Annotated in this window: 17 protein-coding genes and 1 tRNA gene; 11 read left to right on the forward strand and 7 right to left on the reverse strand. The window is 71.3% G+C overall.

Annotated features, from left to right (window positions below; genetic code table 11):
- Positions 1–16 precede the first annotated feature (16 nt).
- Positions 17–2,443 carry an HAD-IC family P-type ATPase gene (locus ACIPY5_RS00375; protein ID WP_400965367.1) on the forward strand — a complete coding sequence of 809 codons (2,427 nt, stop codon included), beginning with the start codon at positions 17–19 and terminating at the stop codon, positions 2,441–2,443.
- A gap of 93 nt (positions 2,444–2,536) precedes the next feature.
- Here ACIPY5_RS00375 and ACIPY5_RS00380 read toward each other — a convergent pair whose 3' ends face one another.
- Positions 2,537–3,694 carry an acyltransferase family protein gene (locus tag ACIPY5_RS00380; RefSeq protein ID WP_400965370.1) on the reverse strand — a complete coding sequence of 386 codons (1,158 nt, stop codon included), beginning with the start codon at positions 3,692–3,694 and terminating at the stop codon, positions 2,537–2,539.
- Positions 3,695–3,763: 69 nt separating this feature from the next.
- Positions 3,764–4,255 (reverse strand): YbaK/EbsC family protein, encoded by a 492-nt coding sequence (locus ACIPY5_RS00385; RefSeq protein WP_309342306.1) that lies wholly within the window; start codon positions 4,253–4,255, stop codon positions 3,764–3,766.
- 121 nt (positions 4,256–4,376) lie between these two features.
- On the opposite strand from ACIPY5_RS00385, the gene pepN reads away from it, so the two are divergent.
- Positions 4,377–6,878, forward strand: coding sequence for an aminopeptidase N (pepN, locus tag ACIPY5_RS00390; RefSeq protein WP_400965374.1), 2,502 nt, complete (start codon positions 4,377–4,379; stop codon positions 6,876–6,878).
- Between the two features lie 73 nt (positions 6,879–6,951).
- Complete coding sequence (locus tag ACIPY5_RS00395) at positions 6,952–8,124, forward strand: cation:proton antiporter (protein WP_400965377.1); 1,173 nt, start codon at positions 6,952–6,954, stop codon at positions 8,122–8,124.
- Here ACIPY5_RS00395 and ACIPY5_RS00400 read toward each other — a convergent pair.
- Positions 8,093–8,629 (reverse strand): GNAT family N-acetyltransferase, encoded by a 537-nt coding sequence (locus tag ACIPY5_RS00400; protein ID WP_400965380.1) that lies wholly within the window; start codon positions 8,627–8,629, stop codon positions 8,093–8,095. The genes ACIPY5_RS00395 and ACIPY5_RS00400 overlap by 32 nt on opposite strands.
- Position 8,630: 1 nt before the next feature.
- Entirely contained in the window at positions 8,631–9,269 is a 639-nt protein-coding gene (locus ACIPY5_RS00405; protein WP_400965383.1) for an MBL fold metallo-hydrolase, read from the reverse strand.
- A gap of 128 nt (positions 9,270–9,397) precedes the next feature.
- Between ACIPY5_RS00405 and ACIPY5_RS00410 the strand changes: the two genes are divergently transcribed.
- From ACIPY5_RS00410 to ACIPY5_RS00440, 7 genes are all read left to right on the forward strand, one after another.
- A tRNA-Glu gene (locus ACIPY5_RS00410) sits at positions 9,398–9,470 on the forward strand.
- Positions 9,471–9,637: 167 nt separating this feature from the next.
- A complete protein-coding gene (locus ACIPY5_RS00415; protein ID WP_400965386.1) occupies positions 9,638–10,378 on the forward strand; it encodes a DUF1684 domain-containing protein in 741 nt (246 codons plus the stop codon).
- A 50-nt stretch (positions 10,379–10,428) separates the two neighbouring features.
- Positions 10,429–11,934, forward strand: coding sequence for an ABC transporter substrate-binding protein (locus ACIPY5_RS00420; protein ID WP_400965389.1), 1,506 nt, complete (start codon positions 10,429–10,431; stop codon positions 11,932–11,934).
- A 37-nt stretch (positions 11,935–11,971) separates the two neighbouring features.
- Positions 11,972–12,943, forward strand: coding sequence for an ABC transporter permease (locus ACIPY5_RS00425; protein ID WP_309342296.1), 972 nt, complete (start codon positions 11,972–11,974; stop codon positions 12,941–12,943).
- Positions 12,940–13,767: an ABC transporter permease gene (locus ACIPY5_RS00430; RefSeq protein WP_400965392.1), complete on the forward strand. Its 828-nt coding sequence runs from the start codon at positions 12,940–12,942 to the stop codon at positions 13,765–13,767. The genes ACIPY5_RS00425 and ACIPY5_RS00430 overlap by 4 nt, the downstream gene beginning before the upstream one ends.
- Complete coding sequence (locus ACIPY5_RS00435) at positions 13,767–14,588, forward strand: ATP-binding cassette domain-containing protein (protein WP_400965395.1); 822 nt, start codon at positions 13,767–13,769, stop codon at positions 14,586–14,588. The genes ACIPY5_RS00430 and ACIPY5_RS00435 overlap by 1 nt, the downstream gene beginning before the upstream one ends.
- On the forward strand, positions 14,585–15,373 hold the full coding sequence (locus tag ACIPY5_RS00440; RefSeq protein WP_400965398.1) for an ABC transporter ATP-binding protein: 789 nt from the start codon (positions 14,585–14,587) through the stop codon (positions 15,371–15,373). The genes ACIPY5_RS00435 and ACIPY5_RS00440 overlap by 4 nt, the downstream gene beginning before the upstream one ends.
- Here the strand turns inward: ACIPY5_RS00440 and ACIPY5_RS00445 are convergent.
- Positions 15,339–16,679, reverse strand: a complete 1,341-nt coding sequence (locus ACIPY5_RS00445) for an acyltransferase (RefSeq protein WP_400965401.1) — start codon at positions 16,677–16,679, stop codon at positions 15,339–15,341. The genes ACIPY5_RS00440 and ACIPY5_RS00445 overlap by 35 nt on opposite strands.
- A gap of 229 nt (positions 16,680–16,908) precedes the next feature.
- Here ACIPY5_RS00445 and trpS point away from each other — a divergent pair, with 229 nt between their 5' ends.
- On the forward strand, positions 16,909–17,949 hold the full coding sequence (trpS, locus tag ACIPY5_RS00450) for a tryptophan--tRNA ligase (RefSeq protein WP_400965403.1): 1,041 nt from the start codon (positions 16,909–16,911) through the stop codon (positions 17,947–17,949).
- Here trpS and ACIPY5_RS00455 read toward each other — a convergent pair.
- The gene (locus ACIPY5_RS00455) at positions 17,937–19,085 is read right to left on the reverse strand and encodes a DUF4349 domain-containing protein (protein ID WP_400965406.1); all 1,149 of its coding nucleotides are present in this window, start codon (positions 19,083–19,085) and stop codon (positions 17,937–17,939) included. The two genes, trpS and ACIPY5_RS00455, sit on opposite strands and share 13 nt — an antisense overlap.
- Positions 19,082–19,642 (reverse strand): RNA polymerase sigma factor, encoded by a 561-nt coding sequence (locus ACIPY5_RS00460; RefSeq protein WP_400965409.1) that lies wholly within the window; start codon positions 19,640–19,642, stop codon positions 19,082–19,084. Before ACIPY5_RS00460 ends, ACIPY5_RS00455 begins: the two co-directional genes overlap by 4 nt.
- Between the last annotated feature and the right edge of the window lie 23 nt (positions 19,643–19,665).

Raw genomic sequence — 19,665 nt, forward strand, 5'->3', positions numbered from 1 at the left:
CTGTTACGGTGATCGCATGACACCTGGAAGCCCCGCCCAGGCGACCCGTGCCCCGTTGACCGCCGCGCAGGTGGCCGAGCGGATCTCACGCGGCGAGAGCAACACCATCGAGTCGCGCACGAGCCGCAGCTTCGGGGAGATCTTCCGGGCGAACGCCTTCACCCGCGTGAACGCGATCTACCTCGTGATGTTCCTCCTCATCCTGAGCACGGGGTACTTCATCGACGGGCTGTTCGGGCTGCTCATCATCGTGAACAGCGTCGTCGGAATGGTGCAGGAGGTGCGTGCCAAGCGCACCCTGGACCGGCTCGCTCTGCTCAGCAAGGCCCCCGCCCGCGTCGAGCGCGCCGAGGGCGTCGCCGAGGTCGACGTGGAGCAGCTCGTGCTCGACGACGTCGTCCTCATCGCCGCCGGCGATCAGATCCCGGTCGACGGCGAGGTGCTCGACGCGACGGGCCTCGAGGTGGACGAGTCGCTGCTGACCGGGGAGTCCGAGCCAGTCCTCGCCGGGCCCGGATACGAGCTCAAGTCCGGCAGCTTCGTCGCCGCGGGATCCGCGAGCTTCCGCGCCACGGCCGTCGGCGAGCACGCGTACGCGGCCCGCCTCGCCAAGGAGGCCTCCGAGTTCCGCAAGCCGTCCTCGCAGCTGCGCGCGGGCATCGATCAGATCCTCAAGTACGTCACGTGGGCGCTGATCCCGGTCGGCGTGCTCACGATCGTCAACCAGATCTGGGGACGCGCGGAGGACTGGCGCAAGGCGGTGCAGGGCCTCGTCGCGGCGCTCGTGCCGATGGTGCCGGAGGGCCTGGTGCTCATGACGAGCGTCGCGATGGCCGTCGGCGTGATCCGCCTCGGCCGCCGGAACTGCCTCGTGCAGGACCTGCCGGCCATCGAGCAGCTCGCCCGTGTCGACGTGGTGTGCACGGACAAGACGGGGACGCTGACCGAGGACGGCATGCGGGTCGGCGCCGTGGAGCGTCTCGGCGTGGACGACGACCGCATCGAGGCGGCGCTCGCCGCGATCGGCCGCGCCGAGGGCAAGCCCAACGCCAGCATGGCGGCGATCCTCGAGCATGTCGGCGACGAGCCCGCCCTGGCGACGCAGACGTCGATCGCGTTCTCCTCGTCGCGCAAGTGGGCCGCGATGCAGACGGCGGACTCTGCGACCGGCGCCGTGGAGAGCTGGGTGCTCGGCGCCCCTGACGTGCTGCTCGCGGTCGGCGATGCCGCCCGCACCCGCTCCGATGCGCTCGCCTCCGAGGGGCTGCGCGTGCTCGCGCTCGCCCGCGGCGACGGAGCGCTGCCGGATCCCGAGGCGCCCGGCGACGGGCTCCCTGCAGGGCTCGTCGCGACGGCGCTCGTGATCCTGGACCAGCGCCTTCGCGCCGAGGCGCCCGGCGCGATCGCGTACTTCGCCGAGCAGGACGTCGACATCAAGGTCATCTCCGGCGACAACGCGGCCGCGGTCGGCGCGATCGCGGCCGAGGCCGGCGTCCCCCACGGGCGCAACGCCGTCGATGCGCGCAGCCTGGATCCGGACTCGGAGCGCTTCGGCGGCGAGGTGCGGGACCGCACCGCGTTCGGCCGGGTGACCCCGACCCAGAAGCGCGCGATGGTGCACGCGCTGCAGGAGGACGGGCGCGTCGTCGCGATGACGGGCGACGGCGTCAACGACGTGCTCGCGCTGAAGGACGCCGATGTCGGCGTGGCGATGGGATCCGGCTCTCCGGCGGCCCGCGCCGTGTCGCGCATCGTGCTGCTGGACAACTCCTTCGCCACGCTGCCGCACGTGGTCGCGGAGGGGCGCCGGGTGATCGGCAACATCGAGCGGGTTGCGACCCTGTTCCTCACCAAGACCCTGTACTCGATCCTGCTCGCGCTGCTGGTCGCGGTCACTGCGGTGCCGTTCCCGTTCCTGCCGCGCCACGTCACGCTCATCGCGTGGTTCACGATCGGGATCCCGGCGTTCTTCCTCGCCCTCGCCCCGAACACGGCCCGCGCCCAGGACGGCTTCGTGCGCCGGGTGCTCGATGCGGCCGTACCCGGGGGCATCGGTGCGGCGCTGGCCTCCTACGGCGCGTACCTGACCGCACGCGCGGTGTTCGGCGCAGATCACGCCCATCGCGTGCTGAACGCGTCGACCGGATTCCTCGCACTGGTGATCGTGGCGTTCTTCGTGCTGATCACGGTGGCCAGGCCCTTCCGGCCGTGGAAGGTCGGCCTCGTGGGAGCGATGATCGGCGGCATGCTCGTCGTGATCCTCACCCCGTTCGGATCCAAGGCGTTCGAAGTCGACCTGCACGATCCGCGCGCGGTGCTGATCGCGTGCGCGTTCGGCGCGGCCGGGATCGCGGTGCGCTTCGGTGCCCGCGCCGTCCTGCGCGCGATCTACGCCGCAGTCTCGCGCCGTCGCCAGCGCCGCACCCTCCTCCCGCGCCCCTGAGCCGGCCCCCCCCTACTTTCGCCTCGTCCCCACCAGCGGACGCTATAGGCGCCGCTGACGGGGACGAGGCGAAGGTAGGGGGAGGGGAAGGGGCTACTGGGCTCGGGCGAGGGCGACGCGGCGCGCGGCGCGGACGCGGCGCACCTGGACGCGCTCCGCGAGGGCGGCGCCGATCGTGCCGGCCTGGCGGGCGAGATCCTGCGCCTGCCGCTCGACGAGCGCATGGAACACCCGGGCGACCACGAGGCTCAGCGGGATCCCGATCAGGCATGCGAGCCACCACTGCTCGGCGCCGAGCAGGTAGCAGAGCGAGGCGAGGATCGGTGCGTGCACGAGGTAGAGGCTGAACGACACGCGTCCCAGCCACTGCATCGGACGAGCATCGAGCACCCGATGCGCCCCCGGCCACACGAGCGCGAGGACGACGAGCAGCGCCGCGCCGGCGCCCGCGAGAGCCCAGAGCACATCGGCCGCGATCGTGCCCGCCGTGATCGGCCGCGCGAGCCAGCTCGCGATGAGCAGGGTGCCGGCGACGCCCGCGAGCCAGGGGAGCGCGCGGCGCACGCGCGGACGCTCCGCCCAGGCCTGCAGGTCCGCGAACCTCACCGCGAGCAGGGTGCCGAGCAGGAACACCGGCAGATAGGCGAGTGCGGACTCCCCGGTCGTGCGTCCCACGAACATGAGGATCACCGCGAGCACGGCGGCAGGGATCGCGAAGCGGCGGATCCGCAGTGCGGCCCAGAGATAGAGCGGCAGCAGCAGGGAGAAGAACAGCTCCCAGCGCAACGACCACAGCACGTTGTCGATCGGATAGTTCGGCCGCAGGAGCGTCATCTGGGACAGCACGTCCCCGGCGGAGACGCTCGTGGCCTGCGCGTCCTGCATCCAGGAGTTCTCGGGCATGGTGGACGCGTCGCGCGGGATCAGCTGGACGAGGAGAGACGCGGCTCCCAGCGCGGCGATCACCGGCACGTACAGTCGGATCAGGCGGGCCGGGTAGTACCGCGCCCACGAGAAGCCCGGCCGCAGCGCGGGCAGCGCGACCACCATGCCGGACAGCACGAAGAAGACCATGACCGCTTCGGATCCGGCCAGCAGCAGCTTGAGCGGCGACTGCGTGAGGAGCGCCCAGCCGGCCGGGTCCATCCACGGCTCCGCGATCAGGGACGCGTGATGGATGAGCACGATCCCCGCGGCGAGCCCGCGGAGCCCGTCGAGGGAACCGATCCTGCCGTTACCGTTCTGTGACATCCCTTTCCACGGTAGGGACCGAGTCTGGACGCCTCCTGGACTGCGCCCCGGGATCCGCGAAGGACGACGTCAGTCCGCGGCGACCACGATGATCTCGCCGCCGGTGAGCGCGACGAGCTCGTCGAAGGTCATCGGCATGACGGTGTGCGGGGTTCCGCCGGCGGTCCAGACCACGGCGTAGTCGCGGAGCGCCGCATCGACGACGGTCCGCACCGGGGCGGGATGGCCGACCGGGGCCACGCCGCCGATCGCCTGTCCCGTCACCTCGCGGACGGTCGCCGCGGGGGCCATCGAGACCGTCTCGGCACCCACCGCCGCGGTGAGCAGGTCGACGTCGACTCTGTGCCGGCCGCTCGTCATCACGAGCAGCGGCTCGCCGTCCGCGAGGAAGAGCAGGCTGGATCCGATCGCGCCCACTTCGCAGTCCAGTGCCGCGGCGGCCTCGACGGCGGTGCGCGCGGAATCGGGCAGCTCCCGCACCAGCGAGGAGAGACCCGCGGCGCGCACGTGCTCCTGCACGATCCTGCTGCGCTCGGGGAGGGAGGCGGTCTGCTCTGTCATGCGACCATGCTGGCACAGCGTTCCAGGCACAGCGCTCCAGGCGCAGCGCTCCTGCCACCGGGCTCCGGCCGCCGGGCGTCCATCCGTCCGGCGCACGTGCAGAGCATGGAACGATGGATCCATGACCTCCGCCAACCTCACCCGCACCGAGACCGCCGCGCGAGCGGAGAGCGTCGACCTGCACCGCATCCGGCTCGAGCTCGATGTCACCGGCGCCGCCGACCCGGCGAACACGGGCTTCCCCGTGACCTCGACGCTGGAGTTCGATGCGCGCACGACGGAGACCTGGGCCGACTTCCTCGGCGAGGCCGTGCACGAGGTCGAGGTGAACGGGCAGCAGCAGGAGGTCGAGTGGGACGGCGCTCGGATCCGCCTCGTCGGTCTCGCCGCGCACAACACCGTGGTCATCCGCGCCACCGGCGCCTACAGCCGCTCCGGCGAGGGCCTGCACCGCTTCGCCGATCCCGTGGACGGGGGCGTGTACCTCTACACCCATGACGAGCCGGCCGACGCCCGCCGTTTCATGGCGTGCTTCGAGCAGCCGGACATGAAGGCGGCGATCACGGTCGTGGTGACGGCTCCCGAGGGCTGGGAGGTGCTGTCGAACCAGTCGCCCGCGGCGACGAGCACCCGAGGCGGCGCGCAGACCGTCGAGTTCGCACCGACGCTGCCGCTGTCGAGCTATCTGACCTGCATCGCGGCGGGTCCCTATGCGCGTGTGTCCGCGGAGTGGCGGCGTGGCGATCTCGTGGTGCCCCTCTCGGTGCTGAGCCGTGCCTCGATGGCGGAGCACCTCGCGGCCGACGAGATCCTCGAGGTCACCCGCCAGGGTCTCGATTTCTTCGCGGAGGCCTTCGCCTTCCCGTACCCGTGGGGGAAGTACGACCAGATCTTCGTGCCCGAGTACAACATCGGCGCCATGGAGAACCCGGGCCTGGTGACCTTCACCGAGTCGTATCTGTATCGGGGGGCCGCGACGCGCGCCCAGCGGCAGGCGCGCGCGAACACGATCCTGCACGAGATGGCGCACATGTGGTTCGGCGACCTGGTCACGATGACCTGGTGGGACGACCTCTGGCTCAAGGAGTCGTTCGCCGACTACATGGGTTCGCACGCCTCCGCCGTCGCGACCGAGTTCGCCGAGGCCTGGGTCGCGTTCGCGAACCGGCGCAAGGCCTGGGCGTACACCCAGGACCAGTTGCCCAGCACCCATCCGATCGTCGCGGACATCGCCGACCTCGAGGCGGCGAAGCTGAACTTCGACGGCATCACCTACGCCAAGGGCGCGGCCGTGCTCAAGCAGCTCGTGGCGTTCGCGGGGGAGGACGCGTTCTTCGAGGGCGCCCGCCGCTACTTCGCGCGGCACGCCTACGGCAACACCACGCTCGAGGACCTGCTGGTCGAGCTCGAGCAGGCCTCCGGACGCGACATGCGCGCCTGGGCGCAGGCGTGGCTGCAGACCACCGGCATGAGCACGCTGAGCCTCGAGCGGGGAGAGGGCGACACCGCTGTCCTCGTTCAGACGGACCCGCGTCCGCACCGGCTGCAGATCGGCCTGTACGATCTGCAGGACGACGCGCTGGTGCTCCGCGAGCGGATCCCCGTCGACCTCGCCGAGGAGCGCACTCCCGTGGCGCTGCCCGATGCCGATCTCGTCCTGCTCAACGACGGCGACCTCACGTACGCCAAGGCGCGGCTCGACCCGCGCTCGCTGGCGGCAGTCGAGCGGGGGCTGTCCTCGCTCTCCGATCCGCTCGCCCGAGCGCTGCTCTGGTCGGCGCTGTGGAACGCGACGCGGGACGGCGAGCTCGCCGTCGAGCGCTACCTCGGGATCGTCGCGGCGCACGCACCCGCCGAGACGGACAGCGCGCTGCTCGGCGGCGTCGTGCTGAACGCGCCGTTCGCGATCGGGCACTACCTGCCGGAGGCCGCCGTCGCCGAGGCGCGGGCCGCGTGGCTGGACGCGACGTGGGCGGCACTCGGCGACGCTGTCCACGGCAGCGATGCGCAGCTCATCTGGGCGCGGGCGTTCGCCGCCGCCGCCGCCTTCGACGACCGCCGGCGTCTCGACGTCTCGACGCTGCTGATCGAATCAGGGCCCGAAGGCCTCCCGATGGACGCCGACCTGCGCTGGGAGCTGCTCACCGCTCTCGTCGCCACCGGTCATGCCGGCGCGGAGGAGATCACCGAGGAGCAGCTGCGCGACCACACCGCGAGCGGTCGGACCGCCGCGCTCGCGGCTGCGGCCTCGACGCCGAGCGCCGCGGTGCGGGCCGCCGACTGGCGCGCCGCATGGGGCGATCTGACGCTCACGAACGACCACCTCGACGCCACGATCCGCGGCTTCGGGGCGGGCGGGCGACGCGATTTCATCGCCGGTTTCGACGCCGAGTACTTCTCGCGCATCGAGGCGGCGTGGGCGGACCGGTCGATCGAGATCGCCCGGCGCCTGGTGATCGGGCTGTATCCGGACACGGAGACGACGGATCTCGTCGATGCCTGGCTCGATGCACATCCGGACGCCCCCGCCGCGCTCCGCCGGCTCGTGATCGAGCAGCGCGACCACCAGCAGCGCGCGATCCGGGTGCGCGGGGCGCAGGAGGGCCTCGCCCGCCGAGCCTGAGGCGCAGGTCCGGCACGGATCCGTGGGTCCCGGGTTCCGGGCCTGCGCGGACCGGCGGATCTAGAGTGTGCGCATGACGTTCGCGACCCTGGCGCTGCTGGTGCTGGTGGGACTGGCCGGCCCCGCGCTCTCCGCCCGGCGCGCCTGGAGGATCCCCGTGATCGCCGGAGAGCTCGGAGCGGGCCTCGCGATCGGATCGACCGGGTTCGGCTGGGTGGACGCGGCCGAGCCGACGTTCACGCTGCTCGCACAGCTCGGGTTCGGGCTCATCATGCTCGTGATCGGCTCGCACATCCCGATCCGGGACGCCGCCGTCCGCGCCGCCGTGGGGCGCGGGGCGGCGGGCGCCGGGATCGTGGCCGCGGTCTCCGTCGCACTCGGCGTCGGCACGGCTCTGCTGTTCGGAACCTCGCACGGGGCGGTCTACTCGGTGCTCATCGCGTCCTCCTCGGCCGCGCTCGTGCTGCCCATGCTGCGGTCCCTGGACGTCTCGGCCGATTCCGCCGCCCAGCTCATCGCTCAGATCGCGATCGCCGATGTGGCGTGCATCGTCGCGCTCCCGCTCGTGCTGCAGCCCGAGCGCGTGCCGCTCGTCGCGCTCGGCGGGATCGGCATCGCCGCGGTGGGCGTGGTGCTCGTGCTGGTGCTGCGCCGTGTGGGCGCCCATCGGCTGCGTGTTCTGCACGAGGTGTCGGAGTCACGGCAGTTCGCGCTCGAACTGCGGTTCAGCCTGCTGGCATTGTTCGGGCTGGCGGGGATCGCCCAGTTCACGCACGTCTCGGTCATGATGGCGGGCTTCACGCTCGGGCTGGTGCTCTCCGCGATCGGTCAGCCGCGACGGCTCGCGCATCAGCTGTTCGGGATGACCGAGGGCTTCTTCGGGCCCCTGTTCTTCGTCTGGCTGGGCGCCTCGATCAACCTGCGCGATCTGGGAACGCATCCCGAGATGATCCTGCTCGGGCTCGTGCTGGGCGCGGCGGCGGTGGTCGCGCACCTCGCGGGCCGCATCACCGGCCTGCCGTGGTCGCAGGCGGTGGCGTCGGCGGGGCAGCTCGGCGTGCCCGTCGCGGCGGTGGCGCTGGGGGTCGAGACCAAGGCGCTCCTGCCCGGGGAGGGGGCTGCGATCCTGCTCGGAGCGCTCGTCGCCGTGGTCGCGTCCTCGGCCGCCGTCGCCGTCGTGTCCCGGCGCAGTGCCGCATCGTCGCCACCGCCCGCTAGCGCTGGGGGCTCACCTGCATCCCCATGACCGTGCGGACGATCCACGGATGCGCGTGATCGTCGGCGATGCGCGTCATCCCGAGCTTGGCCGCCACCCGCAGTGACGCGGCGTTCTGCGGATGGATGATCGCGGTCAATGTTGTCGGAGCGAACTCGCGACGAACGACGTCGACGCAGGCCTGTGCGGCCTCGGTCGCCAGTCCCTCACCCTGCCGGTCTGCGCGCACGTGGTAGCCGACCTCGCGGACGGGGATCCCGTTGTACGTCTGCCAGGTGATCCCGCAGTCGCCCAGGAACTCGCCTTCGGGGGTTTCGATGATCCAGAGGCCGTGACCGTCCTGCTCATAGCGACGGCGCTGGTTCGCGATCCACTCGGCGCTCTCGTTCCGGGACTTCGGGGAAGGATAGAACGCCATGACCTCGGGGTCCCCGAGGAGGGCGGCCATCGCACCGAGGTCGCCGTCCTCCATCTCGCGGAAGCGCAGGCGGGGCGTCGGCGCGGGCAGGAGCCGCGCCACGGGGGAGTCCGCCACTTCAGACCTCGAGGACGTCGCCGGGATCCACCTCGAAGAACTCCCCGCCGTTCTGCTCGGCGGCCCACTTCAGGCGTCCGCGGTGCATGTTCGAGCCGATCACCGAGAGCGTCATGTCGTGCGTGCCGAACGCGCGGCGAGGCTTCACCGCGAGCACGAAGTCGATCGCCTCGCCGATCTTCAGCCACGGGGCGCCGAGAGGCGCGGCGAGCGTCCCCACCTCGACGCCCTCCGGCACGGCATAGGAGTCGCCGGGGTAGTAGAGCTCGTCGTCGACGAGCACGCCGACGTTGTCGATGAGCGGGATCGAGGAGTGGATCTCCGCATGCACGCCCCCGAAGAATCGCAGCGTGAAGTCGCCCGCCGTGACGGTGTCGCCGGGGGCGACCTCGGTGATCTCGTACCCCGCGGCGGCGCGGACGACTCCGGCCGGGGCGAAGATCGGGGTGCCGGCGGCCGCGCGCAGGATGCGGTCCAGGTGCTCCGGCGTCCAGTGATCCGCGTGCTCGTGGGTGATCACGACGCCCACGAGGCGGTGCAGATCGTCGAGCGGAAGCGTGAAGCTCCCCGGATCGATGAGCAGGGTCTGGCCGTGGTCCTCGACGCGGAGCGCCGCGTGCTCATGCTTGGTGATGCGCATTCCTCGAGGGTAATCCTGACGGGCGCGACACACCCGGGGTTCGCGTCGAGCCGGGCTCGATTTGGCGGCCGCTGGGGGTCATGTCATACTTGAACGGTTGTCGCGAGACGGAAACGGATCGCCAAGACGGCCCCATCGTATAGCGGCCTAGTACGCCGCCCTCTCACGGCGGTAACGCGGGTTCGAATCCCGCTGGGGTCACAGACAACACACGAAAGCCCTCGGTTCGCCGGGGGCTTTCGTCGTCCCGGGACGACGCGGCCGGAGATCGGCGTGCGTCGTGCCGGGACGACACGCGCGATCGGGGAATACGACGAAGGATGACGCGCGTTGAGGAGCGGGGGAAACCCTCGACCTAGGCTGGAGAGATGCCCGTGAACGCCACACCCGACGCCGATCCCACGGCGGCGCACGCCGCCCATGACGCGTGGAAGGCCGGCCGGCTCGCCGCGGTGACCGCACCGCAGGGCAACCTCGCCCTCATCGAGACCCGTTGGCTGGACCCCGAGGACGCCACGACGCTCGAAGAGGCGTCCGCGGGCCTGCCCGATACGGTCGTCGTGACCGAGCTGACCCGCCGCCACCTCACCACGGGGGAGCCGGAGCGGGGGTTCCGGTTCTGGGACGCGGCGTCCGCGCGCAATCGGGAGTTCGAAGGCATCGCGACCTTCGACTACGACCCCTCCTGGCGCCTGATCGGGACGTTCACCCCGGTCGACGGCGGGCGTGCCGTGCCCTATGAGCACCTGCGCGACAACGGCCTCAGCCGCGAGCTGCCCGTACCCGGCGATCTGGCCGTCACGATCGACGGCACCGACTACTCGCTCGACGCCTTCGACGACGGCGGCACGCTGTTGCTCGTGTTCGCGGATCCGACAAACCGCACCGAGGATCCCGAGACACGCACCTACGGGCCCGGACGGTTCCTGTTCGTCCAGGACGACTCGGGTCTCGAGGGGACGCGCGACGTGGTGCTCGACTTCAACCGCGCCTTCGTGCCGCCCTGCGGCTTCTCCGACCAGTACAACTGCCCGCTGCCGCCGCTCTCCAACCGGCTCACGACGCCGGTGCGCGCGGGCGAGCGTCTCCCTCTTCCCGACCCGCACTGAAGCCAGCCCCACAGCACCGAAGCCTCCCGAACAGCCCTGAAGGACCATCCATGAAGTTCTCCCGCATCGCGGCGCTCGCCGCCTCTCTGACCGTGGTCGCCGTGCTCGCCACGGCGTGCTCCGGCGGCGCCGGATCGGCCGGCGGCACGCCCGACGCGAACGCGACCATCCGGATCGGCTCGCTCTCGGCACCGCTGAACCTCTCCAACGTCGACGCCGGCGGTCAGGGCGTCACCGAGGCGCTGAACGGCAACGTGTACGAGGGCCTGTTCCAGCTCACGGACGACGGCAAGGTCGTCAACCGCCTCGCCACCGACTACTCGGTCAGCCCCGACGGGCTCGCGTACACCGTGAAGCTGCGCAGCGGAGTGACCTTCCACTCCGGCAAGGCGCTGACCAGCGCCGATGTGAAGTCCTCTCTCGAGCGCGTGCTCGCCGACAGCTCGCAGTCCGCCCGCAAGTCGCAGCTCGCCGTCGTCGACAGCGTCGAGACGCCCGACCCGCAGACCGTCGTCTTCCACCTGAAGTCGCGGTCGATCTCCTTCCCGTACAACCTCACCTACGTGTGGATCGTGAACACGGACGCGAAGGATCTGAAGACCGCGGAGGACGGCACGGGCCCGTACACGGTCGATCAGTTCAAGCGCGGCTCCTCGCTCACGCTCAAGCGCTTCCCGGGCTACTGGGGGACCGCGGCGAAGAGCAAGGAGGTGGACTTCACCTACTTCACCGACGCCTCCGCGCTCTCCAACGCGCTGCTGACCAACGCGGTCGACATCGTCACCCAGGTGCAGAGCCCCGACGCGCTCAAGCAGTTCACGGGCAACAAGGACTTCACGGTCTCGGAGAACACGTCCACGACGAAGGAGCTGCTGGCCTTCAACGACAAGGTCGCGCCGTTCGACGACAAGCGCGTGCGCAAGGCGATCACGCAGGCGATCGACAACAAGAAGCTGCTGGACTCGATCTGGGACGGCCGCGGCACGCTCATCGGATCCATGGTCCCGCCCACCGACCCCTGGTACGAGGATCTCACCTCGGTGAACCCGTACGACCCCGCGGCGGCGAAGTCGCTGCTCGCCGAGGCCGGGCAGTCGAACCTCTCCTTCACGCTCGACACCCCGTCCTACGACCCGCACCCGGCGGTCGCGGAGTTCATCAAGTCGGAGCTGGCCAAGGTCGGCGTCACGGTCAAGATCAACACGATCTCCGAGGACCAGTGGTACACGAACGTCTTCCAGAAGAAGGACTTCGCCGCGACGCTGCAGGAGCACGTCAACGACCGCGACCTGGTCTGGTACGGCAACCCGAACTTCTACTGGGGCTACGACAACCCGCAGGTCGTGCAGTGGGTGGCCGACGCCGAGCAGGCGAGCAGCACCGACGAGCAGACCGCGATCCTCAAGAAGGTCAACACACAGATCGCGGAGGACGCGGCGAGCGACTGGCTGTTCCTGGCCCCGCAGATCGTGGTCGCGTCGAGCGCGGTCAAGGGCTACCCGGTGCACGGCCTGAACTCGCAGTTCTTCGTGGCGGACATCGAGAAGACGTCGTGATCGCGGCCGTCCGGCCGATGCGACGGACAGGGGTGCGGTGACCCGATACCTCGTCCGCCGCCTGCTCTTCCTGGTGCTCTCGTTCCTGGTGGGGATGCTCGTCGTCTTCCTGCTGCTGCGGGTGCTCCCTGGTGACCCGGCGAACGCGCTCATCTCGGTGAACGCGACGCCCGAGCAGATCGCGGCCGCGAGGGCGCAGGTCGGATCCGACCAGCCGGTGCTCGTGCAGCTGGGATCGTGGCTCTCCGGCCTGCTCCGAGGCGATCTGGGCACGTCGTTCACCTCGGGGGCTCCCGTCGCGGACGACATCGCCTCCCGGCTCGCGGTGACGCTGCCGCTCGCGCTCATCTCGTTCGTGATCGCGACCGTGCTCGGGTCGGTGATCGGAGTGGTCGCGGCGGCGCGGGCCAGGACCTGGTACGGCGCGCTGCTGGGCGCGATCACGCAGCTGGGCATCGCGGTGCCGGTGTTCTGGGTCGGACTCCTGGTGGTCTGGCTGTTCGCGCTGACCCTGCGGCTGCTGCCCTCCGGCGGCTTCCCGCGCGACGACTGGGCGGATCCCGGTGCGGCGCTCAGCGCTCTCGCACTGCCGGTCCTCACGATCGTGATCGTGATGAGCGCCTCGCTCGCGCGCTACGTGCGCTCGGCGACGCTGGACGTCCTCGACTCCGACTACCTGCGCACGGCCCGTGCGCTGGGGGAGAGCAGAGCCGGTGCGTTCTTCGCGCATGGCGTGCGCAACGCGGCCGTCCCGGTGATCTCGATCCTCGGCATCGAACTCGCATCGACCCTGCTCGGCGCGGTGGTCGTCGAGTCGGTCTTCACCCTCCCGGGCCTCGGCGCACTGCTGGTCAAGGCCGTCGGCGAGCACGATTACCCGAGCATCCAGGGCGTGCTCGTGGTCACGACCGCCCTGGTGCTGCTCATCGGCTTCCTCGCCGACGTCGCCCAGCGCCTCGTCGACCCGCGCCTGCGGGGCAGCATCTCCGCGAGAGGGGGCCGGGCATGACCCGCACGCTCCCGCGCCGGGACGTCACGCTCACGATCGGGATCGTGATCCTCGCGGTGCTCGCCCTCGCGGCGGTGGTCTCGGTGTTCTGGACGCCGTTCCCGCTCGACGACACCTCCGGCGGGCGGCTCGCGCCGCCCGGAGGCGCCCACCTGTTCGGCACGGACAAGCTCGGGCGGGATCTGTTCAGCCAGGTGCTCGCCGGCACCCGGATCGCGTTGCTGGTCGGCCTCGGCGCCGTCGCCCTCGCCGCTGTCATCGGCTTCGTGATCGGCACGGCCGCGGCGCTGCTGCCGGGATGGGTGGACGACGCGGTCTCCTCGCTCCTGGACGTGCTGATCGCCTTCCCGACCCTTCTGCTCGCGATGCTGATCGTGGCGGCGCGGGGTCCCGGCCTCGACACCGCGATCGTCGCGATCGGGATCGCCGGATCCGCGATCGTCTCGCGCTTCACCAGGATCCTCGTCAAGAACGTGCTGTCGCGGAGCTTCGTGACGGCGGCGCGAACCTCCGGTGCGCCCGTCTGGGGCGTGCTGGCCCGGCACGTGCTGCCGAACATCTGGCCGGCGCTGGTGGTGAACCTCGCGGTCCTCTTCGGTGCCGCGATCATGGCGGAGGCGTCCCTGTCCTATCTCGGACTCGGCGTGCCGCCGCCCAACTCCTCCCTCGGGCGCCTGCTGCAGGAGGCGCAGGGCACCGTGCTGACCTCGCCCTGGGGCGCGGTCATCCCCGGGGCCGTGATCGCCCTGCTCGTGCTCGGCGCGAACGCGGTCGCGGACGGGCTTCGCGAGCGGTTCGATCCGACCAGACGGGGGAGGAGCTGATGGGCGCGGCACTGCAGGTGCGGGGACTCCGCATCCTCACGAACGACGGAGCGGAGCTCGTCCGCGACCTCGACCTCGATCTCGCCCCGGGCGAGCGGCTGGGACTCGTCGGCGAATCCGGATCGGGCAAGACCCTCACCGGGCTCGCGCTCCTCGGCCTGCTGCCGTCCGGGCTCACGGCCACCGGTTCGATCCGGCTCGACGACACGGAGCTGCTCGGCGCCGGCGAGCGGGTGCTGCAGCGGGTGCGCGGATCGCGGATCGCCGCCGTGTTCCAGGATCCGTCATCCGCGCTCGACCCGCTCATGCGGGTGGGCGACCAGATCGCCCGGCCCCTTCGGCGGCACCGGGGTCTGCAGGGCGCGTCGCTGCGCTCCGCCGTGCGCGCGGCCGCGGAAGAGGTGCGCCTGCCGGATCCCGAGCGGCTGCTGCAGCGGTATCCCTTCGAGCTCTCGGGAGGACAGCGCCAGCGCGTCGCGATCGCGATGGCCCTGGCGTGCCGTCCCGACGTGCTCCTCGCGGATGAGCCGACCACCGCCCTCGACGTGACCGTCCAGGCCACCGTCCTGGAGCTGCTCGACGACGCAGTGCGCCGGCACGGGACCTCGCTCGTGTTCGTCTCGCACGACCTCGCCGTGGTCGCCGGGATCGCCGAGCGCGCGATCGTGCTGCGCCGCGGCGAGGCCGTCGAGGAAGGCACGGCACAGCGCATCGTGACCGCTCCCGAGCACGAGTACACGCGTCGCCTGGTGGCGGCGGCCCGCGAGCTGGAGTCGGCGCTCGACCGGCTGCGCGGCGGCGGAGAGGGAGGCCGCGCATGAGCGCACTGTTCACGCTCGACGGGGTCTCCCACCACTACCGTCGATCCGCTCCCGCAGCCCTGCAGGATGTGACGTTCTCGGTCGAGCAGGGCCGCAGCCTGGGGCTGGTCGGCGAGTCCGGATCCGGCAAGACCACCGCGCTCTCGCTCCTGCTGGGCCTCCGGCGCCCGAGCGCGGGAACGGTGCTGTTCGAAGGCGCGGCGCCGGCGTCCGGCACCCGTGGTGCGGTGCAGGCGTTCCGGCGTGCGGTGCAGCCCGTCTACCAGGACCCCTTCGCCTCGCTGGATCCGCGCCAGCGCGTCGACTCCGTCCTCGCCGAGCCGCTGCGGTGGCTCGGCGATCCGGACGCGCGGGGCGACCGGTCGGGAGCACACGAGCGCCGGGACCGGCTGGTCGAGGCGCTGCGGGACGTCGAGCTCGACGAGGACGCCCTCCTGCGCTATCCGCACGAGTTCTCCGGAGGCCAGCGGCAGCGCATCGCGATCGCGCGCGCCCTGATCACGCGCCCTCGGGCGCTGCTCGCAGACGAGCCGGTGAGCGCGCTGGACCTCTCGACCCGACTCGACATCGTGCGACTGCTCGCGCGCCTCCAGGCCGAGCACGGCATGACGCTCGTCATGGTCTCGCACGACCTCTCGATCGTCGCCGAGCTGTGCGCGGACGTCGTGGTGCTGAAGGGGGGCCGCGTGGTCGACGCCGGGCGGACCTCCGAGGTGCTCGCGGATCCGCGGAGCGCCTACACGCGCTCCCTCATCGACGCGGTGCCGCGGCTCCCGCAGTCCTGAGCGGGGAACGGTACGCGCCGACGAACCACAGCGCGAGCAGCGACGCGAGCAGGGCGCAGACGGCGAGCGTCAGATCCACGCCATAGGCGGTGATCGCGAGGATCGGCAGGATGAAGACGACGACGGCCGTGACCGTCGCACCGCGGGAAGGCTTCCCGCTCATCCTCGGCGCCTTCTCGAAGCGCACGAGCCAGAGCGACAGCAGCCACACGGCCGCGAGCACGACGATCAGGAACGGCACCCGCGTCCACCACCAGAGCGCGCTGCCGGGCGCGGGCATGGGCACGGGGAGCAGCAGCTCCAGGCCGATGAGCACCATGATCAGGGGAAGGTGCCAGAGGTACACCGTCATGAGGCGCGAACCGATCAGCAACACCGCTCCCTGCGCCGCGCGGGTGCGCATGAGGGCGGTGAGCGGGCGGTGCAGCGCGGTGAGCGCTGCGGCTTGGACGACGGCGAGGATCGCGAGAGGCGTCGTCGGCGGCCACTGATTGCTGAGCATGTTCCAGGAGTATCCACCGAGGGACACCAGACCCCAGATCGCGAGGTACCCGGCGGCGATGAGGGCGAGCAGCTGCCAGAATCTGCGACGCGAGAACCAGCCGTCGAAGAGGAGGAAGCCGATCTGCTGGGCGAACAGCCATACGAACGCCACATTCGGGATTCCGAAGAGCTCCGCGCCGATGCCGTAGCCGGTCGAGGGGACGTGGCCGAGACCGAGCAGCCCGCCGGCGACGAGGAAGCGGAGCGCATCGGTCGCTGCGGCGCCCGCCAGCAGCACGAGCGGCACGCACATGCCGAAACGGGCATGCAAGCCGATCATCCACGGAGCCAGGGCCTGCACCAGCAGATATGCGGCGAGGAACCACAGCGGTGAGCCGACGCCGATCGCGATCGTGTCGACGAGCGCGGGATCGATCCCGAGCAGGCGTGCCGCGGCCAGGGCGACGGCGAAGAAGAGGAACACGGGGATCGCCGGGCGGGCCAGCCGCGCCAGGCGCAGGCGGACGAAGCCGATGCCGTCGTCGCCGCGGCGCTGTGCGGACCGCCAGCCCGCGCGGGCCGCATAGCCGCCGACGACGAAGAACAACGGCATGATGTTCAGGATCCAGCTCACCGCGTCGAACCAGCTCTGACCCTCGACCGTGCGCTCGATGAGCAGCGAGCCGTCGGGGCGCCGGCCGACGCCCGTGAACAGGATGTGCACGAACACGACCAGGACGACGCACGCGACGCGCGTCAGATCCAGGGTCAGATCCCGCCCTTCGCGGACGACGCTGGCGGCGGAGACGGCGGCGTTGCTCATGGCGACGACCCTAGCGGCGCCCGCGTGCCGCACGTGGCATCGATCGAGGTCGGAGAGTCGTGGTCGGGGACGGGCGTACGATGGTCCTATGCGCGCGACGAACTCCTGGTGGTGGCTGCTCTAGCAGCCGCACGCGCACGAAAGACCTCTCATTCACGCGGGCTGCATGGCGGCCCGCGTTCTCCGTACGCGCAGTGCATCCGTGCGGCTCCCGACCCCTGGAGCAGACATGGACACCTTCACCGCGACGACCGCCCGCATGACGCGGCTGCGATCCGAGATCGCCGCGCACCCCGAGCAGCATCGGATCCTGACGGGGGAGCGGCCCACCGGACGACTGCATCTCGGCCACCTGTTCGGCACGATCCTCGAGCGCGTGCGCCTGCAGACCGCGGGCGTCGAGACCTTCGTCGTGCTCGCCGACTATCAGGTGATCACGGACCGGGACAGCCCGGGTGAGGTCAGGGGGAACATCCTCGAGGCGGTCCGCGACAACCTCGCGGCGGGTCTCGATCCGGAGCGCACGGTGTTCTTCACGCACTCGTCGATCCCCGAACTGAACCAGCTGCTGCTGCCGTTCCTCAGCCTCGTGAGCGAAGCCGAACTGCACCGCAACCCCACGGTCAAGGCGGAGGCGCAGGACTCCGGGCGAGCGCTCGGCGGCCTGCTGCTGACCTATCCGGTGCATCAGGCGGCCGACATCCTGTTCTGCAAGGGGACGCTCGTGCCGGTCGGCAAGGACAATCTCCCGCATGTCGAGATGACCCGCACGGTGGCACGGCGCTTCAACGAGCGGTACGGCGCCGTCTTCCCGGTGCCGGAGGGGCTCGTGACGGACTCGCCCGAACTACCGGGGCTCGACGGCCGGAAGATGTCGAAGAGCCACGGGAACGGGATCGCGCTCGGCATGAGCGAGGAGGAGACGGCGCTCGCGATCCGTCGCGCACGGACGGACTCGGAGCGGCTCATCGCGTACGACCCCGTGCACCGGCCTGGCGTCGCGGGCCTGCTCACGACGGCCGCCACCTGCCTCGGCGTCGCTCCGGAGGAGGTGGCGGAGCGGGTCGGCTCGGGAGGGGCGGCCGAGCTCAAGCGCGTGACCGCGACCGCCGTCAACGACTTCCTGCGCGACCACAGGGAGCGCCGTGCGCGGATCACGCCCGAGGACGCCGCCGCGGTGATCCGCGCGGGCAACGCCCGCGCCCGGGGGATCGCCGCGGAGACGCTCGACGAGGTCCGCGCCGCGATGGGCATGAGCTACGGCTTCTGAGTCTCGGAGTCGGAGTCGGAGTCGGAACTGGAGTCGGAGCCGGCGTCCTGCCGGCGCTCGGCGGTCGCCGCGCGCGTGCGCCGGGATCGGCGCGCCCGGACGATCGCCCAGACGATGAGCACCACGACGAGCGCGAGCGCCAGCCACGGCAGGAGGAAGCCGAGCGCGATCACGACGGCGTTGAGGGAGACGATGAGCCCCTTCCAGCCCGCGGCGAGACCGTCGCCGAAGCCCGCCGGATCCGCCGCCGCCGGCGCCTCCCGCACGAGCGTCACCTGCACGGAGGACATCGCCACCTGGGATTCGAGGTCCTTCAGCTGCTGCTGCGCCGACTGCAGCTGCGACTGACGGTCGGTGAGCGCGGTCTCGGCCGTCAGCAGATCGGCCACCGAGGTCGCCTGCGACATGAGCTGGGTGAGGCGCGTGACCGACGCCGTCAGCGAGTCGATCTGCGCACGCAGATCGGTCGTCGCCGTGGTCACGTCGTTCGTGCCGAGCGAGGTCGCCAGCACCGTGCCCTGAGCGCGCAGCGCATCCATCACGGCGTCGAGGTCGGAGACCGGGACGCGCAGCGTCACCCAGCCGTCACCGGAGGGCGGCGGGACCATCCCGCCATCGGTCGCCACGGGACCCTGCGCGGAGCCGATCTGCTGACTCTCCACGAAACCGCCGTACTTCTTCGCGAGCGCGGCCAGCGCGTCGGCGGCCTTGCGCACGTCGTCGACCTGGACGGTGGCGGATCCGGTGCGGATCACGTCCCGCGCCGTGCTCGCCGATGAGGAGGATCCGCCCGCGGAGGACGCGGCGCCGCCGGCGCTCTGCGACATGTCCTTCGCGATCCCGGAGAGCGCGTGCGGTGTCGCGGTCGTGCCCTCGGGCGCGGCCGCGACCGAGGATCCCGAGGACGAGACCCCGGTGGCGTTGAGGATCGCCGGCGTCACCAGCACCCCGACGACGAACGCGGCGGCGACGCCGCCCGCGGTCAGCCAGCCGCGTCGGCGCGCGCGACGGCGGGTGAGTGCGGTGTGGGCGCGCTCGGAGTCGCGCTCCTCGGCGATCTGCGCGAAGACGGCCTCCTCGATGCGGTCGACCGCCTCATCGCTCAGCGGGGGCAGGCCCGTGGGGGTCGTGGTCATGATGCGGGCTCCGTTTCGGTCACAGCGCCGCGCAGGCGGGTGCGCACGCGGGAGAGACGGTTGCGGACGACGCCGTGCCCGACGCCGAGTTCGGCGGCCGCGGCCCGGTAGTCCCAGCCCTCGGTCGCGCAGAGTCGGAAGATCTCGCGGTCGAGCACGGTCATCCCGTCGAGCTCGGCGGCGATCCTGTCGGCGAGCTCGGCGGCGATCACCTGCTGCTCGACGTCGATCAGTGCGGGGAGCAGCTCGTCCACGCCCTCGGCGGTGTGCGCCGCGTCGCGCTGACGGCGGCGCAGCCGGTTGGCCGCCTGGAACCGGCAGATCGTCGCGAGCCAGGGCAGCAGCGAGTCGCTCGCGAGCTCCAGGCCCGGGAGCTTCCGCCAGGCGACCACGAAGGCCTCCTGCGTCACGTCCTCGGCGTCACCGGCATCCCTGAGGATGCCGTACGCGATCCAGTAGACCGGGCGCACGTAGGCGCGATACAGCGTGCGGAAGGCGCTCTCGCTCCCCGCCGCCGCGCGCGCGACGAGCGTCCTGTCCTGTGACTCGTGTGCCATGCCGGCTCCGTTCGGTGTCTCTC

The sequence above is a fragment of the Microbacterium sp. NPDC089698 genome (assembly GCF_044749045.1).
Lineage (GTDB): Bacteria > Actinomycetota > Actinomycetes > Actinomycetales > Microbacteriaceae > Microbacterium.

Excerpts from the sequence above, each read along its gene's own strand:
- trpS (WP_400965403.1), top strand. The coding sequence starts at position 16,909 with ATGGACACCTTCACCGCGACGACCGCCCGCATGACGCGGCTGCGATCC.
- ACIPY5_RS00460 (WP_400965409.1), bottom strand. The coding sequence starts at position 19,642 with ATGGCACACGAGTCACAGGACAGGACGCTCGTCGCGCGCGCGGCGGCG.
- ACIPY5_RS00435 (WP_400965395.1), top strand. The coding sequence starts at position 13,767 with ATGGGCGCGGCACTGCAGGTGCGGGGACTCCGCATCCTCACGAACGAC.
- ACIPY5_RS00430 (WP_400965392.1), top strand. The coding sequence starts at position 12,940 with ATGACCCGCACGCTCCCGCGCCGGGACGTCACGCTCACGATCGGGATC.
- ACIPY5_RS00375 (WP_400965367.1), top strand. The coding sequence starts at position 17 with ATGACACCTGGAAGCCCCGCCCAGGCGACCCGTGCCCCGTTGACCGCC.
- pepN (WP_400965374.1), top strand. The coding sequence starts at position 4,377 with ATGACCTCCGCCAACCTCACCCGCACCGAGACCGCCGCGCGAGCGGAG.
- ACIPY5_RS00415 (WP_400965386.1), top strand. The coding sequence starts at position 9,638 with ATGCCCGTGAACGCCACACCCGACGCCGATCCCACGGCGGCGCACGCC.
- ACIPY5_RS00455 (WP_400965406.1), bottom strand. The coding sequence starts at position 19,085 with ATGACCACGACCCCCACGGGCCTGCCCCCGCTGAGCGATGAGGCGGTC.
- ACIPY5_RS00445 (WP_400965401.1), bottom strand. The coding sequence starts at position 16,679 with ATGAGCAACGCCGCCGTCTCCGCCGCCAGCGTCGTCCGCGAAGGGCGG.
- ACIPY5_RS00385 (WP_309342306.1), bottom strand. The coding sequence starts at position 4,255 with ATGACAGAGCAGACCGCCTCCCTCCCCGAGCGCAGCAGGATCGTGCAG.
- ACIPY5_RS00405 (WP_400965383.1), bottom strand. The coding sequence starts at position 9,269 with ATGCGCATCACCAAGCATGAGCACGCGGCGCTCCGCGTCGAGGACCAC.
- ACIPY5_RS00420 (WP_400965389.1), top strand. The coding sequence starts at position 10,429 with ATGAAGTTCTCCCGCATCGCGGCGCTCGCCGCCTCTCTGACCGTGGTC.
- ACIPY5_RS00395 (WP_400965377.1), top strand. The coding sequence starts at position 6,952 with ATGACGTTCGCGACCCTGGCGCTGCTGGTGCTGGTGGGACTGGCCGGC.
- ACIPY5_RS00380 (WP_400965370.1), bottom strand. The coding sequence starts at position 3,694 with ATGTCACAGAACGGTAACGGCAGGATCGGTTCCCTCGACGGGCTCCGC.
- ACIPY5_RS00440 (WP_400965398.1), top strand. The coding sequence starts at position 14,585 with ATGAGCGCACTGTTCACGCTCGACGGGGTCTCCCACCACTACCGTCGA.